Below are 17,297 nucleotides of genomic sequence, written 5' to 3' on the forward strand. Positions count from 1 at the left end.
CCTATGCCGCTTTCAGAAGAGGCTTCCGAAAGCGTATTTTATCGAGTTCATAGTTCAGGCTGGCAGAGAACTTCATACCGCGCCAGACCGGATCATATCCCTGGCGTTGGTAAAATCGCACTGCCCCGGCATTGCCGGCATAGGTCTCAAGTTCAGCATAATCAAGACCATCTAAGGCGATAGCCGCTTCAAGCGCTGCAAGCAAGGCCGCACCGATCCCCTGGCCCTGTGCTCCATGCGCCACCCACAGATCGGAAATGATCTCGTCGCCGAATTCGCGAGCGCCCCATCCGAGTGGGCGCGCAAAATCGGTCGCCACGAGAATTGTTCCCCAATAACCGGCGCAGAATTCCTCGAAATCGCGTTGCAGTATTGCAGGATCGGTACGCCCGGCGTCGTGGACGGCAAACTCGCTATTGCGCCAGGAAGAAAAACCTATTTTACCGAGCGTCTTGGCTTCTTCTGCTTTGGCCGCCCGGATGATCAATCAATATCTCCGGCAAAAGGTCGAAGCTGCTTTTCGAGGTGCACGCTGGTGAACGGATCATGCCCGCCGCGCGGCTCGCCGCGCAGAGCCAGGATATGATAGCCCTGCCGCTCATAAAAGCGCACGGCCCGCACGTTGTCGGCCGGGGTTTCGAGATGCACCATGCTGGCCCCTTGCAGCTCCAGCATGGTTTCCATGCGGTTGAGCAGGCTCGCGCCGATGCCGTGGCCCTGCATGTCGGGCATCACGAAAAGATAGGGTATATAGCTCCGCCGCGCGGAGCGGGAACACCAGCCGACCACGATGCCATCGATGGTGGCCACAATCGTGTTCTGCCAATTCGTCCCGGAGGCCTGGGAAAGCCGGGCCCGCTCGCTTTCGCGCTGTCCGGGCCGTTCGTCCAAAAGCGGACGAATACCGGTGTCCCAGGCGGCAAAGGCAATGTCGGCCATGCGTGGGGCGTCCGAGATTTCGGCCTTCCGAATTTCGATCACCGCCACGCCCAACTCCCGTTACGCTTCAGTTACGCCCAATATTATCGCGCCCGGCGACGCGCGGCGATAATGCCCTTTTCGTAGTTCACATTCCAGTCGATCAGGGTTCGCCACAAGAGTTCGGCCTGATCTTCATCCAATTCAAGATCGCCGCTGCGCGTGCGAACCTTGGAAATGATCGACTCGATCCGCTGGGGATCATAGGCCTCGTGCGGATCGGTTTTGATCTCGGCCATTCTTGTCACATAGCGATGACGCTCAGCAAGCAGGGTCAGCAGGGCCTGGTCGATACGGTCGATCTCGGCCCGCACGTCATCCTTGCTTTCACATTGGGCGGGCAGTTTGGCGGCAGCGGTCACGGTCTATCCTCAAAGTCTGGCGTCTGTTGCTGGTTTGCACCGCCATGGCCACGATTTCAACCGCTCCTTTCGGAGATTCTGGACGCCGCGTCGCGGCGGCGATAAACAATGGGTCATGTCTAGCCAGTTTGAGATTGCCTAAGTCCCCGTCCAATCGCGACGGGGCTGAATGAACCGACCAGCCGCCGAGCGTGATGCCGGCGGATGGCTTTGTTTGTTCGCGCGCGAGCAAAGCTCAGCGCGCCTGCTCAGGCTTCAGACTATCAATGGATATTTCCCGAGACGAACAGCGCGTGCTCCATGCACTCGCACAGGGCGGCTATATCACCGCCATCAAAGATGAACGCGGCAAGATCGCCGCATTCGAATTCATCAACCGCGAAGGTTGGCCCATCGGCGGCTTCACGCCCCTCCTCTTCTCCAAACTCAAGGCGAAGAAGGCCATCAAATCGCAAGGCGGCAAGCCCTATCGCATCACCAAACGGGGGTTGGAACTGGTGAGAAGCCAGCTGGATAACCGGTAGGAAGGAAAGCCTGCCCTTCGTCCCACTCTGACCAGTAGTCCTCATGGTGAGGCGCTTTGCAGAGCAAAGCCTCGAACCACGAGGGCGTGCCCCGATACCCAAGTGCCACACCCCGATGATGAGCTGCCGGGCGCCATTTCGCGCAACATGATCCGCACGAGCACCGTGGATCCGAAAACGAAAGGCCGAGACAATGTCCCGGCCTTTCTCATTCCCGCATTCGAAAGATTCAGTGCTTGGTCACTTCGCTCAGCGCCGCGGCGATGTGTTCCCATTCGGCGCTGACGCTTGCCGTCGCCCGGCGCTTGCCGGCGCGGCGATACCAGTAGTCGGCATTGCCCATATCGGCCTCGATCCAGTGCATCAGCGCATGCACCCAATCAAAGGCCGGCACGCCTTCCATCGCCTGGACGATGTTGTGTGCTTTTTCCCATTCGGGACCGACGCGCAGCTCGCCCTTCTTCAGCCACCAAAGTGCCTGCAGGGGCATGCCCATTTCCTTGGGCGGTTCCGACCAGTCGAGCGTCGTGAAAATATCTATGGCCATCGGCAAAGTTCCTGTCGGCCCGGACGCTGCCGCAGGGCGCGTCACTACCAGTTTCAACTTGTACATGGGGCGCAAATAGTGCGGAACGGCGGCGCAATCAAGCGCCACCATTGCCCAAGGTCTGTTCTGCTCACCACCAACGCGTGGGCGCGAAGTCGGTGCCGGTGCTCTTTTCGATGACGCGCGCCGCTGCAAACAGCGTCTCTTCGTCGAACGGCTTGCCGATCAACTGCAGCCCCAGCGGCAGGCCCTTGCCATCCTTGCCCGCCGGCACGGCGATGCCCGGCAGCCCGGCCATGTTCACCGTCACGGTGAAGACGTCGTTGAGATACATGGCCACGGGATCCGCCGCCAAAGCCTCGTCGCCGATGGCAAAGGCGGCCGACGGCGTCGCCGGAGTAAGAATCGTGTCGACGCCGGCATTGAACGCGTCTTCAAAATCCTTCTTGATCAGCGTGCGCAGTTTCTGCGCCTTGACGTAGTAAGCGTCAAAGTAACCCGCGGAGAGCACATAGGTGCCGATCATGATGCGGCGTTTCACCTCGCGGCCGAAGCCGGCGGCGCGGGTGAGTTCATAAAGATCGGTGATGTCCTTGCCGGAAACGCGCAGGCCATATTTTACGCCATCATAGCGGGCGAGGTTGGACGAGGCTTCGGCCGGCGCCACGATATAGTAGGCCGGTAGGGCATATTTGGTGTGCGGCAGCGAAATGTCCTTCACCGTCGCGCCTTCGGCCTTGAGCCATTCGAGGCCCTGGTTCCACAGCGCCTCGATCTCGGCCGGCATGCCGTCCATGCGATATTCGCGCGGCACGCCAATGACGAGACCCTTGACGCCACGCTCGACGGCAGCGGCAAAATCGGGAACCGCCAGATCGACGCTGGTCGAATCCTTGACGTCAAAACCGGACATGGACTGGAGCATCAGCGCCGCGTCTTCCACGGTGCGAGCGATGGGGCCAGCCTGATCGAGCGAGGAGGCGAAAGCCACCGTGCCCCAGCGCGAGCAGCGGCCATAGGTCGGCTTAATGCCCACAGTGCCGGTGAAGGCGGCCGGCTGGCGGATCGAACCGCCGGTATCGGTCGCAGTCGCGCCGGCGCAAAGCCAGGCCGCAACAGCCGAAGCCGAACCGCCCGAAGAGCCGCCCGGCACCAGATTGGCATTGCTGCCTGCGGCGCGATAGGGATTGACCACCGAACCATAATAACTGGTCTCGTTGGACGATCCCATGGCGAATTCGTCCATGTTGAGTTTTCCAAGCATCACGGCGCCATCGCGCCAGAGATTGGCCGTCACGGTCGATTCGTATTCGGGCTTGAAACCATCGAGAATGTGGCTCGCAGCCTGGGTGTGCACGCCCTTGGTCGCAAAAAGGTCCTTCACCCCGAGCGGAATGCCTTCGAGCAGCCCGGCCTCGCCTTTGGCAAGTTTCGCGTCGCTAGCCCGAGCCATGTCGCGCGCCTGATCGGGCGTCGTCGCCACATAGGCATTGAGCTGGTCATTGGCCGCGTCGATGGCACCGATATAGGCCTCGGTCAGCTCCAGAGCGGAAAAACTCTTGGTCTTGAGGCCCTTGCGGGCATCGGCGAGGCTCAGCTTGGTCAGTTCAGTCAACGGTAATCTCGCTCAGATTGTCGCAGCGCGTATAGATGGTTGTGCCTGACGGCACCGTGACGTCGGCCGATTCCGCATCTTCGGGCTCAAAATTCATGGCCCATGTGATGTCGGCGGAAGACGCCACCTGTATCTCGGTTTCCGAATACGGCGTTACGGCCAGGATGTCAGGATAAATTTCGCCCGGCAGCTCGCAGATCGCATCAATAAACAGATGCGACGAGCCCTCGCGGCTTTTGACGTCGAAGAAATTGCATTGGAATTCCATCGACTGGATGCCCTTGGAAAAATCCAGGGCCAGAAAATCGAGGTCCATGAACGCCTCGATGCCCTTGTCCTCGATCATGCCACACGCCTTGGCGTCGCTGACATAGATTTTGGTCTGGTCGATCCTGAGGTCTTCCTGCGCCAAGGCAGGCACTGTCAGGGCCAAGAAGGAAACAAGGGCGAGGCGGATCATGCCGCCTTCTCCTCGTCGAGTCGCAGCTCGAAAAACGCCGACCACTCGCTATCGGGGTAATCAAGGAACGGTCCACGCGTCACGAATCCGTAACGCTCATAGAGCCGATGGGCTTCGAGCATGCCGTCGCCGGTGCCGGTTTCCAGCATCACGACCGGCATCCCCCGTTCCCGCGCCAGCGCAACGATCCGCTCCAGCAATTGCCGGCCAACGCGCTGCCCCCGCACTTCGGGCACGGTGAACATGCGCTTGACCTCGCCGAGCTCGGGCCCATGCGTCTTGAGCGCCCCCATACCCACCGCGGCACCAGCTTCGTCCCGCGCCACAAATAACGTCGTGTCGCTGTCGGCCATCTGCTCGACCGTCATCTTGAATTGAAACTCAAGCGGCGAGAGCGGCAGAAGATGATCATTAAGGCGCGCAACCAGCGCCCGCACATCGTCCTGAAGCGGGGATTCGACGGCGATCGAAATCGCCATTTCTATTCGACCACCTTGGGCACCATGAAGAAATTGTCCTCCGTCAGCGGCGCGTTCTGAACGATTCTCTCGGGATAACCGCCATCGGTCACCACGTCATCGCGGCGGCGCAGCTGCATCGGGGTCACCGACGTCATCGGCTCGACGCCATCAACGTTCACTTCGCCGAGTTGTTCGACAAAGCCCAGAATGGCGTTGAGCTCGTCCTGATAGCTGGCGACTTCCTCCTCTTCGATACGAATACGGGCAAGGCGCCCGATGCGCTTGACGGTGGCAGCGTCGACAGACATGGCAAACTCCAGCGAATATTGGCCTTCTTTGCCGCTTCATTAGCAATGCGGCGGCCCAAAAGACAATGAAAATGCCTTATGTGTGAGATCAGACTTCCATAGCCATTCCACGCTCCAGCGCAATAAGGCCCGTCCCATCGAGCCGATCGCGCAGCGCGTCGAAGGCCGCATCCACCTCCAGTTCGGCTCCGGCCAGCGCAATCAGCCGCGGCGCAGCACGATCCAAAAGCCTCCCACCGCGTTCCGCCAGCCCCTCGCCGATCAGCACCACCACCGCCTGCCCCAGCCAGCGCCCGCTCGCCGCGAAGGCGCCCTTTGCCAACACCAACGGCGCCTCCCCATCGGCATCGACCACCAGCGCACCCTGCCCCAGCCCGACCACCGCCGGCTGCCGCATGGCCTCATCCACTTCAAGCATCCGCAATGGCGCCCGCGGCTTCCATTCGGCATTCACGCCGCCCACCACCTCGGCAAACCTCACGACGATATCCGCCCCGCTCACCAGCTCCGCCCGATCCACGCCGGGCAAAGCGCCCTCGCCCTCCACGACCGCAATCGCCCCCGCCGCATGAATGCGAAACGTGTCGTCTCCGAACCAGGTAAGTTTCATTTGGTAGTCCCATCGCCAAAGTCTGCCCATGAGCCTATAGGACAGACCGATCCACAACCGCGAGCCCCATGTGACCGAGACCGAACCGCTAGACGCCATCCCGCCCACGGGAAAAATCCTCGGCCTCGATCTTGGCACCAAGACCATCGGCGTCGCGGTATCGGACGGCATGCGCTATTCGGCCACCCCGCTCGAAACCATCAAGCGCACGAAATTCACCCAGGATGCCGAGCGCATCATCGCGCTCGTCGCCGAGAACAATGCCGTGGCCCTGATCCTCGGCCTGCCGCTCAATATGGATGGCACCGAGGGCCCGCGCGTCCAGTCGACCCGCGCCTTCGCCCGCAATCTCGCTCAAAAACTTGCCCTGCCGATCGCCTTCTGGGACGAGCGCCTCTCGACCGCGGCAGTCACTCGCATGATGATCGATGCCGATCTTCGCCGCGACCGCCGCGCCGAGGTCGTCGACAAGCTCGCCGCCAGCTACATCCTGCAGGGCGCGCTCGACCGGCTACGCCGCTAGCCGCCGCACCGTCACCGGCGCCTCGCCAAACAGTTTTCGAAACGCCCGCGAGAACGCCGCCTCGGATTGGTAACCGCTGGCTTTCGCAATGCGCGACACCGGTTCCCCCGTATCGACCAGCTTTAGCCGCGCCAGATGCAGCCGCCATTGTGCGAGATAGGTCATCGCCGGCTGCCCGACGAGCTCGGTAAACCGCGCCGCAAAGCCCGAGCGCGACATGCCCGCTTCCCGTGCCAGTCCCGCCAATGACCAATCCGCCTCCGGCCGCCGATGGATCAGCGCCAGCGCCCGTCCAATCTGCGGATCGCGAAGCGCCGCTAGCCAACCCTGCCGCGCTTCGGGCGCCATATCGAGCCATTCGCGGATCGCCTGGATCACCAGAATATCCGCCAACCGCGTCATCACCGTTTCTCCGCCCGGCCGCAGCGACGTTGCCTCGCGCGCAATCAGCCCCAGCGTGCTCTGCACCCAGGCATCCAGCGCCTCGTCCCAGGCCTGAATGAGAATTTTTCGCGGCAAGAGATCCAGCAGCCGCTTCCCCGCCACATGGTCAAATTGCACCACCCCCGCCATGGCCCGCACCAGTTCGCCACCGCCACCCAGCGTCATGATCTCATAGCGCTCGCTGATCTTGTCCACGGGCAGGTCAAACAGCGGCACGCTCGCCACGCCCGATCCGCTCAGCAGCCGAAATTCCTGCCCATGCGGCAGCACCAGCATGCTCCCCGCCTTGAGCACGATTTCCTCGCCATCCACCTCGGCCACGCCCTGCCCCTCGGTAACGATGACGAACATCATCGACTCGATAAGCCGCGGCATATCCATGCCCCAGGGCGCCGTCATTGTGGCCCGGCAATAAAGCGTCCCGGTGAGGCGCAGCATGTGCAGCACCTCGCCAAGCGGATCGGAAAGCGGGGCCGGCTGAAAACAATCCATGGTAATACCGTCAGTTTGGACGATCTGCAAAATAGTGCGGACTTAACGTGATTGATAGTCCCAAACACCGCCCCAAAATCTCCCCTGTCATCAAGAGGAGCTTTTTCACCATGACAACCGACACCCCCGTTCTCGTCATCGGCGCTACCGGCAAGACCGGCGCCCGCGTCGCCGCCCGTCTCGCCGCCCTTGGCCATCCCCACCGCGGCGTCTCGCGCCGTTCCGAACCAGCCTTCGATTGGGAAAAGCCCGAAACCTGGGCTCCCGCCCTCGAAGGCATGAAGAGCGCCTACATCACCTACGTGCCCGATCTCGCCGCCCCCGAAGCCCATGAAAACATCCGCCGCTTCGCCGACCTCGCCAAAACGGCAGGCCTCAAAAAACTCGTCCTCCTCTCCGGCCGCGGCGAACACGGCGCCGAACTCTCCGAAGATCGCATTCGCCAAAGCGGCCTCGATTTCACCATCGTCCGCGCCAGCTGGTTCAACCAGAATTTCGACGAGGGCTTTTTCCATTCCTCCGTCCTCGAAGGCGTCATCGCCCTGCCCGCCGCCATGCGCCTCGAACCTTTTATCGATCTCGACGATATTGCCAACGTCGCCGTAGCCGCGCTCCTCGATAACAAGCACAATGGCGAAACCTATGAACTCACCGGCCCGCGCCTGATGACCTTTGCCGACGCCGCTGCCGAAATCGCCGCGGCCAGCGGCCTCCCGGTCAGCTACGTCCCCATCGACGGCGCCACCTTCCACGCCGCCCTCCTGCCCGCCGTCGGTCCCGAGATCGCCGATCTGATGACCAATCTCTGTGCCGAAGTTTTCGACGGCCGCAACGAACACCTCGGCGATGGCGTGCAGTGCGCCCTCGGCCGTCCCCCGCGTGATTTCTCCGACTATGTGAAAGCCGCCGCCGCTCGCGGCGCCTGGCGCAAGGCCGCGTGATGCTCCTTTTCACCCAGCGCCGCGCCGTCGCAGCCTGAAACTCCGGCGCCGGCCCCACCGGCCGGCGCCACCCAACAAAACGTTGAAAATTCAATCATGGGTTGAACGTGTCGCCCCCCTCGGATAGACCGCAGCAAATCTGAAGGGATCCGAGCATGGCCGACACGCCCGCCAGCACCTCCGGCGACTTCCCCCCGTTCCGCCAACGACACCTCATTTCCATTGCTGATCTCAAACAGCACGAAATAATCGACCTGCTGGACCGCGCCGAGCGCATGGTCCCGGTCAGCCGGCAGGAGCGCAAATCGCTCCCCACTTTGTCGGGCAAAACCCAGATCAATCTCTTCTTTGAAGCCTCGACGCGGACCCAGTCCTCCTTCGAGATCGCCGGCAAACGCCTCGGCGCCCTCGTCGTCAACATGTCGGTCAAAACCTCCTCGGTCTCCAAGGGCGAAACCCTCGTCGATACCGCCGCCACGCTCAACGCCATGCGCCCCGATGTGCTGGTGGTGCGTCACGGCGCAGCCGGCGCGGTGGAACTCCTCTCCCAAAAAGTCGGCTGCTCCGTCATCAATGCCGGCGACGGCGCCCATGAGCATCCGACCCAGGCCCTCCTCGACGCGCTGACCATCCGCCGCCACAAGGGCCGCATTTCCGGTCTCACTGTCGCCATTTGCGGCGACATCGCCAATTCCCGCGTCGCCCGCTCCAATCTGCTGCTGCTCGGCGCGCTAAACGTGCGCACCCGCGTCATCGCCCCGCGCAACCTGCTGCCCCCCGGCATCGAACACCTCGCCACCGAAGTCTTCACCGACATGGAGCAGGGTTTGCAGGGTGTCGATGTCATCATGATGCTGCGCCTCCAGCATGAGCGCGCCAGCGGCAAGATGATCCCCTCGGTGCGCGAATATTATCGCTTCTATGGCCTCGACGCCGAAAAGCTCGGCTGGGCCAATCCCGACGCCATCGTCATGCATCCCGGCCCAATGAACCGCGGCGTCGAGATCGATCCGGCCATCGCCGATGGCGCCCGCTCGGTCATCACCGACCAAGTGGAGATGGGCGTCGCCGTCCGCATGGCCGTCCTCGACGCTCTGCTCTCGGGAGACCAGGCATGACAAAACCCGTTCTTATCGAAAATGCCCGCATCGTCGATCCCGCCTCCGGCACCGACCAGCGCGGCGCCGTGCTTATCGAAGATGGCCGCATCACCGATCTCGCCCTCGATGGCCCCGTTGGCGTACCCGATGGCGCCGAGGTCATCAATGCCAATGGCCTCGTCCTAGCCCCCGGCCTCATCGATATGCGCGTCTTCACCGGTGAGCCCGGCTGGGAATATCGCGAAACCCTCGCCTCGGCCGGCGAAGCCGCTGCCGCGGGTGGCGTCACCTCTTTCGTCATGATGCCCGACACTATGCCCGCCGTTGACGACGGCGCCGTGGTCGATTTCCTCGTTCGCCGCGCCAAGGCCACCTCGAAGGTCAACATCCTCCCAGCCGCAGGGATCACCAAAGGTCTCGCCGGCAAGGACCTCACCGAATTCGGCCTGATGCGCGAAGCCGGCGCCGTCTGCCTCACCGACGGCCGCAATTCCATCCAGTCCACCGCGCTGCTGCGCACCGCCATGTCCTATGCCGCCAATTTCGACATGACGATCGTCCACCACACGGTGGACTTGAGCCTTGCCGGCGAAGGCGTCATGAACGATGGCCTCTTCGCCACCGTGCTTGGCTTGAAAGGCCTTCCGCGCGAAGCCGAAACCATTCCGCTGTCGCGCGATCTGCAACTCGCCGCCCTGACCGGCGTCCGCTACCACGCCGCGCAAATCTCCACCGAAGGCTCGGTCGAAATCGTCAAGGCGGCCAAATCGCGTAACGCCCGCATTACCGCCGGCGTTTCGATCAACAATCTCTGCCTGAATGAAAACGACATCGGCCGCTACCGCACCTACTTCAAGCTCGGCACGCCGCTCCGCAGCGAAGACGACCGCCGGGCCGTCATCGAGGGCCTCCGCTCCGGCGTCATCGACACGATCCATTCCGATCACGATCCGCAGGACAGCGAAGTCAAGCGCCAGCCCTTTGCGGAGGCTTCCAATGGCGCCATCGGCCTTGAAACCCTCCTTGCCGCCGCACTCCGCCTCGTCCATTCCGACGAAGTCCCGCTGCTCACGGTCCTGAAAGCCATGACCAGCCGCCCGGCCGAAATCCTCGGCCTCGAAGCGGGCCGCATCGCCAAGGGCGCCCCAGCCGATCTGATCCTCGTCGATCTCGACTATCCCTGGCAGGTCAACGAGAACGAGCTCCACTCCCGCTCAAGAAACACCAGCTTCGAAAACGCCCGCCTCGCCGGCAAGGTCATGCGCACCTTGGTCGGCGGCGAAACCGTGTTTTTGCATCAGGATTGAGAGCCACCGAACCTCCCCTCGCCCCTTGCGGGAGAGGGACCGAATAAATCCGCGTTCAGCGGAATTATTCAGGGTGAGGGGTATTCTCTCCTCCGCAAAAAGCTCCAAGTATGGGACGCGGAAGGAATACCCCTCATCCCAACCGAATTCGCAAACGCGAATTCGGTGGCCCTTCGAGCTACTCCTCCCACCAGGGGAGAAGGAAAGAAGGCCTGGGCTCACCACAGACTATTCGTCCTACCCCACCCAAACGGTACAAAAATGACCCTCTCCATGTATTCGGCTTCAGTGCCGGTCTTCTCGCGCATGCTCAAGAACCTGCTGGCCGTTTTCGAAAAAGCCGAGGCTTTTGCCGCCGAGCAGAACATCGACCTCCAAAGCCTGGTCGAAACCCGCCTTGCCCCCGACATGATCCCATTGAGCGGCCAGGTGCAGATCGCGACCGACGGCGCCAAGGGCGTCTCCTCGCGCCTCGCCCAAAAGCCGATCCCAAGCTGGGCCGACGACGAAGTGACCTTCGCCGACCTCAAGGCGCGCCTCCAAAAAGGCATCGACTATCTCGCGACCTTTTCGCCTGAAGATTTTATCGGCTCCGACGACCGCACCGTGACCATCAAGATCGGCGGCCAAGACACCGAACTCACCGGCGAGACCTACCTCCTCAACCGCGGCCTGCCGAATTTCTATTTCCACGTCACCACCGCCTACGACATCCTCCGCCACAAGGGCGTGCCGATCGGCAAGCGCGATTATCTGGGCTAAGCACGCTCCGCCTATCCACGGTGTCATTCCCGCGAAAGCGGGAATCTCTGTTTCAGAGCCAACGGAGATCCCCGCTTTCGCGGGGATGACACCGAGCTAGGGATAGACTTTCCTCAACTCCCCATCATCGGGCTCTTGCCCCTTCCCGGCCCCAGCGCTACTTCTTCCAGTAATAGGGGAGAAACCATGCCGATCGATATCCTGCCGCTCATTTTGGCGCTCGTCCTTGGCTATCTCTGCGGGTCCATTCCCTTCGGCCTGATCCTCACCCAGGCCGCCGGCCTCGGGGATATCCGCAAGATCGGCTCGGGCAATATCGGCGCGACCAATGTGCTGCGCACCGGCAATCGTCCCGTTGCCGCCGCCACGCTCGTGCTCGATGCCCTCAAGGCCGCCATTCCCATTCTCGTCGCCCGCCATTTTTGGGGCGAAGATGCCGCCATGCTCGCTGCCGTGGGCGCTTTCCTCGGCCATTGCTTCCCCGTCTGGCTCGGTTTTAAGGGCGGCAAGGGCGTCGCCGTGATGATCGGTTCGCTCCTCTCCCTCGCCTGGCCCGTCGGCCTGATCTTCTGCGCCGTCTGGCTACTGATTGCCTACACGCGAAAGATGTCGTCGTTGGCCGCGCTCACCGCCGCGGCCACCGCACCGATCTTCGCCTATGTCATCGTTGGCGATCGCCTGGCCCTAACCGTCCTCGGCCTCGCGCTCCTTCTCTTCTTCCAGCACCGCGAAAACATCGCGCGGCTGCTCAACGGCACCGAGTCGACCATCGGCGGCGACAAGAAGGCGAGCTGAAAATGGGGGCCCGCGTGACGCCCACGCTCACGCAGGCCCAACGCATCGCGTGGCTGCGCCTCGTGCGCAGCGACAATGTCGGCCCCGTCACCTTCCGCCAGTTGGTCAATCGCTTCGGCTCGGTGGAAGCGGCGCTCGACGCCCTGCCCGCGCTCATGCGCGGCGCCGGCCGCCCCCTGCGCATGACCACCCAGGCCCAGGCCGAAGATGAGATCGCCGCGCTTGACCGTCTTGGCGCCCGGATCGTCGCCATGGGCGAAGCCGATTATCCCGATCACCTGACCCATATCCCCGCCGCCCCGCCAATCCTGACCATTGCCGGGGGGCGGAATCTCGACTGGCGCCGCACCGTCGCCATCGTCGGCGCCCGCAATGCCTCTGCCGCCGGGGCCAAGATGACGCGCCTTCTGACCACCGATCTCGGCGAAGCGGGCTATGTCGTGGTTTCGGGCCTTGCCCGCGGCATCGACACATCAGCCCACCGCGCCAGCCTCACCACCGGCACCATTGCCGTCCTCGCCGGTGGTCTCGATTGCATCTATCCCGACGAGAACATTCCCCTCGCCAGCGAAATCCTCGGATATGGCGGCGCCCTCGTCACCGAAATGCCGCTCGGCTGGGAGCCGCGCGCCCGCGATTTTCCAAGGCGTAACCGTCTCGTTTCCGGTCTGTCGCTCGGCACCGTCGTCGTCGAAGCCGCCAAGCGTTCCGGTTCGCTCATCACTGCCCGCCTCGCCCTCGAGCAAAACCGCGACGTCTTCGCCGTTCCCGGTTCCCCGCTCGATCCCCGCGCCGAGGGCGGCAATGCCCTCATTCAGCAGGGCGCCAAGCTCATTACTTCAGCCGCCGACATCATCGAGAGCATCGGCAGCGCCGATCCCCGTCGCACCATGCTGTTCGAGGCCGAGTGGCAACCCGATCTCAGCCCCATGGCCGACGCCGCACCCGGCGCCGACGAGCGCTCTCAACTTCTTACGGCCCTCTCGACCACACCGACAGATGTCGAAGAACTGCTGGCTCAAACCGCGATCGCGCCCCAGGCCATGCAAATTCTCCTCCTCGAACTGGATCTGGCCGGGCAGATCGAATGGTCCTCAGGACAGCTTGTCGCGCTCCGCGGCGCTTGAACACAATTGCCCCCCCGTTGACACCGCCGTTCCGCTTCACCATGTTGCGCGCTCTCAGTTACAGCGTTGCGGAACGGGTCATCCATGAAGGTCGTCGTCGTTGAAAGTCCGGCTAAAGCCAAGACAATCAACAAGTATTTGGGCTCGGGCTATGAAGTCCTGGCCAGCTTCGGCCATATCCGCGATCTGCCTGCCAAGGACGGTTCGGTGCGTCCGGACGAAGATTTCGCCATGTCGTGGGAGGTCGATACCGCCTCCAAGAAGCGCGTTTCCGACATTGCCAATGCCCTCAAGGGCGCCGATGGCCTGATCCTCGCAACCGACCCTGATCGCGAAGGCGAGGCCATTTCCTGGCACATTCTCGACGTCCTCAGGCAAAAGAAGGCGCTCAAGAAAGACACGCCGGTCCAGCGCGTCGTCTTCAACGCCATCACCAAGGATGCCGTCACTACGGCCATGGCGAATCCGCGCGATGTCGATATGCCGCTGGTCGACGCCTATCTCGCCCGCCGTGCCCTCGATTATCTCGTCGGCTTCACCCTCTCCCCGATCCTCTGGCGCAAGCTGCCGGGCTCCCGCTCGGCCGGCCGCGTGCAGTCCGTGGCCCTGCGCCTCGTCTCGGATCGCGAAGCCGAAATCGAAAAGTTCAAGGCCGACGAATATTGGTCCGTCGAGGCCTCGCTTTCCCAGGGCGGCAAGGGCTTTGTCGCCCGCCTCTTTTCCGTCGATGGCAAGAAGACCGACAAGCTCGACATCAAGACCGGCGACGATGCCGCGGCGCTGAAAAAGCTCATCGAGGCTGGGCAGTTCAACGTTTCCAACGTTGAAAAGAAGCCGACCAAGCGCAATCCCTATGCGCCCTTCACCACCTCTTCGCTGCAGCAGGACGCCTCCTCGCGCTTGGGACTTTCGCCCAGCCGCACCATGCAGATCGCCCAGCGCCTCTACGAAGATGGCCTCATCACCTATATGCGTACCGACGCCGTGCAGATGGCCCCAGAGGGCATTGCCATGGCCCGTTCGGTGATCGGCAAATATTACGGCGACGAATATCTGCCGGAAAAAGCGCGCATCTATCAGTCCAAGGCCAAGAACGCCCAGGAAGCGCACGAGGCCATCCGCCCGACGGATATGTTCAAGCGCCCCGAGCAGCTCTCGCTCGATGCCGATCAGGCAAAACTCTACGGCCTCATCTGGCGCCGCACCCTCGCCAGCCAGATGAAATCGGCCGAGATCGACCGCACCACCGTCGACATCGCCGTCAACGTGCCCGGCCGCAAGGTCGAACTGCGCGCCGTCGGCTCCGTCGTCACTTTCCCCGGCTTCTTGAAACTCTATGGCGTCGAGGTCAAATCCGACGAAGAGACCGAGGACGAAGACAGCCGCGAATTGCCCCCGCTCAAGGTCGGCGACAAGCCCAGCCTTGAAAAGGTAGAGATCGAGCAGCATTTCACCCAGCCGCCGAGCCGTTATACCGAAGCGAGCCTGATCAAGAAGATGGAAGAACTCGGCATCGGCCGTCCTTCCACCTATGCCGCGACGCTGACCACCCTCAAGGATCGCGACTATGTCCGCCTCGAGGGCAAGGCCCTGCACCCCGAAGATCGCGGCCGCATCGTCACCGCCTTCCTCGAAAGCTTTTTCAGCCGCTATGTCGAATACGGCTTTACCGCCGGCCTCGAGGAGCAGCTCGACGAGATTTCCGACGGCAAGCTCGATTACAAGCAGGTCCTCCGCGACTTCTGGAAGGACTTCAACGGCAATGTGGAAGAGATCAAGGATCTCCGCGTTTCCGAAGTTTTGGATGCGCTCAACGATCTCCTCGCCAGCCGCATTTTCCCGCCCAAGGAAGACGGGTCCGACCCGCGCCTCTGCCCCACCTGCGGCACCGGCAAGCTCTCGCTGAAACTGGGCAAATTCGGCGCCTTCATCGGCTGCTCGAACTATCCCGAGTGCAAGCACACCATGCAGCTGTCCGACGCGGCCAATGGCCAGTCTTCGGAAGCCGCCGCCGGCGAAGGCGTTCTCGGCACCGATCCTGAATCGGGCGAGGAAGTGCATCTGAAATCGGGCCGTTTCGGCCCCTACGTCCAGCTCGGCGAAGGCAAGGAGCCCAAGCGCTCCTCCCTCCCCAAGGGCTGGGAGCCGGGCGCGCTGACGCTCGAAAAAGCCCTGCAGCTTCTCGCACTTCCGCGCGAAATCGGCCTCCACCCTGAATCGGGCCTGCCCATCGTCGCCGGCCTCGGCCGCTACGGTCCCTTCATCCTCCACGATGGCAAATATGCCAACCTGCCTGACGTGGAAGAAGTCTTCACCGTCGGCCTCAACCGCGCCGTCGATCTCCTCGCCCAGAAAGCCGCTGGCGGCTTCAAGCGCGGCGGCGGCGCGGCGGTCGCGGCCATCCAGACGTTCGAGCACGACAACGGCCCCATCACCGTCCGCGCCGGCCGCTACGGCCCCTATGTCAATCAGGGCAAGGTCAACGCCACCATCCCCAAGGACGTAGCGCCCGAAGCGGTCACTCTTGATCAAGCCGTCGAATGGATCACCGCCCGCGCCGCGGCCACCGGCACCAAGGTAAAAAAGGCTCCGGCGAAGAAAACCGCCGCGAAAAAGCCGGCGGCGAAGAAAGCAGCGGCGGATGATAAGCCAGCGGCAAAGAAGGCACCGGCCAAGAAGCCCGCTGCGAAAAAAGCCCCGGCGAAGAAAAGCACGGTAACCGACGAAGACGTGCCGTTCTAAGGCATCGAGGAACACCCCCTCCCAGCCTCCCCCTTGATGGGGGAGGTTGGGAGGGGGTGGAGCCCAACACGCTAAACCCAGCCCTACCCCATCGTCCTCCCCACCAGCCCCAGCCAATTCTCCAGCGCAATCTTGTTCACCAGCGCCTCGCCATAGCCCTTGTCCAGCAACGCCTGCAGCAGCTTTGGCACGCCCGTGACATCCTTGATCGGCGCGGGTATCACCGCACCGTCAAAATCGCTCCCCAGCGCCACGCCATCCTCGCCCAGCGCCTCGACCAGCGCATCGACATGGCGAACCATCAGGTCGATCTCCATATCCGGCTCCATCTTGCCATCCGGCCGCAAAAACCCGGTCGCATAATTGAGCCCAACGACACCGCCACTCTCGCGGATCGCCGCCAGCTGCCAGTCCATCAGGTTGCGCGTCGAAGGACAGATCGCGTGCACATTGGAATGCGTCGCCACCAGCGGCTTGGTCGAGATCGCCGCCACATCCCGGAAACCGGCGGCATTCAAATGCGAAAGATCGATCATCACCCCCATCTGGTCGCAGACCCGCACCAGTTCCTTGCCGGCATCGCTCAGTCCCGGCCCGATATCGGGATCGGCATTGTGCTTGAACGGCACGCCCGTCCCGAACGCATTGGCCCGGCTCCAGGTGATCCCCAGCGACCGGAACCCCGCCGCATAAAGCACTTCGAGCGCATTGAAATCGGTGTCGATCGCCTCGGCGCCCTCGTGGTGATAGATCGCCGCCAGCTTTCCCGCCGCAATCGCCGCCCGCAATTCCGCCGCGCTCCGGCACACCGCCAGCGATCCCGCTTTTTCCAGCCGGAACATCAGCGCCGCCATGGCATTGGTCGAGCGCTGCGCCTCGGCGATATCCAGCTCAGGCGGCAATTTCCCGCCCGAAGTCGTCGGGCTCGCCGCCACAGCAGTCAAATTCGTCTTCAGCGGCGGCGGGAACATGGCAAAGAACCCGCCCGCCATCCCCGCCTCCCGCGCCCGCGGCAGATCGATATTCGCCTCGGGCATGCCGTTCGTAAACAGCTCCACCTTATTCGGCCGCGGGTCATCCAGCAGCCGCAATAGCGTATCGTTGTGCCCGTCGAAAAATGGAATGGTCATGGAATCGCCTTGGGTTTTGGCGACTATTCAATGGAGTTTGCGAGGCTTGGGCAAGCACCCCCACCTAGC

At 62.6% G+C, this 17,297-nt stretch carries 20 protein-coding genes; 9 read left to right on the forward strand and 11 right to left on the reverse strand.

All coding sequences use genetic code 11. From position 1 onward, the window contains the following. Position 1: 1 nt before the first annotated feature. Genes ASD83_RS03150 through ASD83_RS03160 form a run of 3 tightly spaced genes read right to left on the reverse strand, consistent with a single transcriptional unit; the run spans position 2 to position 1,340 of the window. On the reverse strand, positions 2 to 487 hold the full coding sequence (locus ASD83_RS03150; RefSeq protein WP_056307852.1) for a GNAT family N-acetyltransferase: 486 nt from the start codon (positions 485 to 487) through the stop codon (positions 2 to 4). Next, complete coding sequence (locus ASD83_RS03155; protein ID WP_156385724.1) at positions 484 to 987, reverse strand: GNAT family N-acetyltransferase; 504 nt, start codon at positions 985 to 987, stop codon at positions 484 to 486. The genes ASD83_RS03150 and ASD83_RS03155 overlap by 4 nt, the downstream gene beginning before the upstream one ends. Before the next feature lie 35 nt (positions 988 to 1,022). Then, a complete protein-coding gene (locus ASD83_RS03160) occupies positions 1,023 to 1,340 on the reverse strand; it encodes a chorismate mutase (protein WP_056307857.1) in 318 nt (105 codons plus the stop codon). 266 nt (positions 1,341 to 1,606) lie between these two features. Here ASD83_RS03160 and ASD83_RS03165 point away from each other — a divergent pair, with 266 nt between their 5' ends. Beyond that, the gene (locus ASD83_RS03165; RefSeq protein WP_056307859.1) at positions 1,607 to 1,864 is read left to right on the forward strand and encodes a YjhX family toxin; all 258 of its coding nucleotides are present in this window, start codon (positions 1,607 to 1,609) and stop codon (positions 1,862 to 1,864) included. Between the two features lie 229 nt (positions 1,865 to 2,093). Here ASD83_RS03165 and ASD83_RS03170 read toward each other — a convergent pair whose 3' ends face one another. The 6 genes from ASD83_RS03170 to ASD83_RS03195 all read right to left on the reverse strand — a co-directional run bounded on the left by ASD83_RS03170 (position 2,094) and on the right by ASD83_RS03195 (position 5,865). Then, entirely contained in the window at positions 2,094 to 2,411 is a 318-nt protein-coding gene (locus ASD83_RS03170) for a hypothetical protein (RefSeq protein ID WP_056307861.1), read from the reverse strand. 130 nt (positions 2,412 to 2,541) lie between these two features. Next, a complete protein-coding gene (gatA, locus tag ASD83_RS03175) occupies positions 2,542 to 4,026 on the reverse strand; it encodes an Asp-tRNA(Asn)/Glu-tRNA(Gln) amidotransferase subunit GatA (protein WP_056307863.1) in 1,485 nt (494 codons plus the stop codon). After that, the gene (locus tag ASD83_RS03180) at positions 4,019 to 4,486 is read right to left on the reverse strand and encodes a hypothetical protein (RefSeq protein ID WP_056307865.1); all 468 of its coding nucleotides are present in this window, start codon (positions 4,484 to 4,486) and stop codon (positions 4,019 to 4,021) included. Before ASD83_RS03180 ends, gatA begins: the two co-directional genes overlap by 8 nt. Next, complete coding sequence (locus ASD83_RS03185; protein ID WP_056307867.1) at positions 4,483 to 4,965, reverse strand: GNAT family N-acetyltransferase; 483 nt, start codon at positions 4,963 to 4,965, stop codon at positions 4,483 to 4,485. Before ASD83_RS03185 ends, ASD83_RS03180 begins: the two co-directional genes overlap by 4 nt. 2 nt (positions 4,966 to 4,967) lie before the next feature. After that, a complete protein-coding gene (gene gatC / locus ASD83_RS03190) occupies positions 4,968 to 5,255 on the reverse strand; it encodes an Asp-tRNA(Asn)/Glu-tRNA(Gln) amidotransferase subunit GatC (RefSeq protein WP_056307869.1) in 288 nt (95 codons plus the stop codon). A gap of 88 nt (positions 5,256 to 5,343) precedes the next feature. Next, entirely contained in the window at positions 5,344 to 5,865 is a 522-nt protein-coding gene (locus ASD83_RS03195; protein WP_056307872.1) for a hypothetical protein, read from the reverse strand. 70 nt (positions 5,866 to 5,935) lie between these two features. On the opposite strand from ASD83_RS03195, the gene ruvX reads away from it, so the two are divergent. After that, a complete protein-coding gene (ruvX, locus tag ASD83_RS03200; protein ID WP_082560929.1) occupies positions 5,936 to 6,388 on the forward strand; it encodes a Holliday junction resolvase RuvX in 453 nt (150 codons plus the stop codon). On the opposite strand, the gene ASD83_RS03205 is transcribed toward ruvX, so the two are convergent. Continuing rightward, entirely contained in the window at positions 6,377 to 7,324 is a 948-nt protein-coding gene (locus ASD83_RS03205) for an AraC family transcriptional regulator (RefSeq protein WP_056307876.1), read from the reverse strand. The two genes, ruvX and ASD83_RS03205, sit on opposite strands and share 12 nt — an antisense overlap. A 110-nt stretch (positions 7,325 to 7,434) precedes the next feature. On the opposite strand from ASD83_RS03205, the gene ASD83_RS03210 reads away from it, so the two are divergent. From ASD83_RS03210 to topA, 7 genes are all read left to right on the forward strand, one after another. Further along, positions 7,435 to 8,265, forward strand: a complete 831-nt coding sequence (locus tag ASD83_RS03210) for an SDR family oxidoreductase (protein ID WP_056307878.1) — start codon at positions 7,435 to 7,437, stop codon at positions 8,263 to 8,265. A 155-nt stretch (positions 8,266 to 8,420) separates the two neighbouring features. Next, positions 8,421 to 9,383, forward strand: coding sequence for an aspartate carbamoyltransferase catalytic subunit (locus tag ASD83_RS03215; protein ID WP_056307880.1), 963 nt, complete (start codon positions 8,421 to 8,423; stop codon positions 9,381 to 9,383). Continuing rightward, entirely contained in the window at positions 9,380 to 10,672 is a 1,293-nt protein-coding gene (pyrC, locus tag ASD83_RS03220; RefSeq protein WP_056307882.1) for a dihydroorotase, read from the forward strand. The genes ASD83_RS03215 and pyrC overlap by 4 nt, the downstream gene beginning before the upstream one ends. A gap of 261 nt (positions 10,673 to 10,933) precedes the next feature. Further along, positions 10,934 to 11,434: a DUF1993 family protein gene (locus ASD83_RS03225; RefSeq protein ID WP_056307884.1), complete on the forward strand. Its 501-nt coding sequence runs from the start codon at positions 10,934 to 10,936 to the stop codon at positions 11,432 to 11,434. A gap of 186 nt (positions 11,435 to 11,620) precedes the next feature. Beyond that, positions 11,621 to 12,229, forward strand: coding sequence for a glycerol-3-phosphate 1-O-acyltransferase PlsY (gene plsY, locus ASD83_RS03230; protein WP_056307886.1), 609 nt, complete (start codon positions 11,621 to 11,623; stop codon positions 12,227 to 12,229). Between the two features lie 14 nt (positions 12,230 to 12,243). Continuing rightward, positions 12,244 to 13,356 carry a DNA-processing protein DprA gene (dprA, locus tag ASD83_RS03235; RefSeq protein ID WP_244489085.1) on the forward strand — a complete coding sequence of 371 codons (1,113 nt, stop codon included), beginning with the start codon at positions 12,244 to 12,246 and terminating at the stop codon, positions 13,354 to 13,356. A gap of 84 nt (positions 13,357 to 13,440) precedes the next feature. Further along, a complete protein-coding gene (gene topA, locus ASD83_RS03240; RefSeq protein ID WP_056307890.1) occupies positions 13,441 to 16,098 on the forward strand; it encodes a type I DNA topoisomerase in 2,658 nt (885 codons plus the stop codon). 83 nt (positions 16,099 to 16,181) lie between these two features. On the opposite strand, the gene ASD83_RS03245 is transcribed toward topA, so the two are convergent. Beyond that, the gene (locus ASD83_RS03245) at positions 16,182 to 17,228 is read right to left on the reverse strand and encodes a dipeptidase (RefSeq protein WP_056307891.1); all 1,047 of its coding nucleotides are present in this window, start codon (positions 17,226 to 17,228) and stop codon (positions 16,182 to 16,184) included. Between the last annotated feature and the right edge of the window lie 69 nt (positions 17,229 to 17,297).

Origin of the sequence: Devosia sp. Root685, from assembly GCF_001427875.1 — a bacterium.
Classification (GTDB): Bacteria; Pseudomonadota; Alphaproteobacteria; order Rhizobiales; family Devosiaceae; genus Devosia.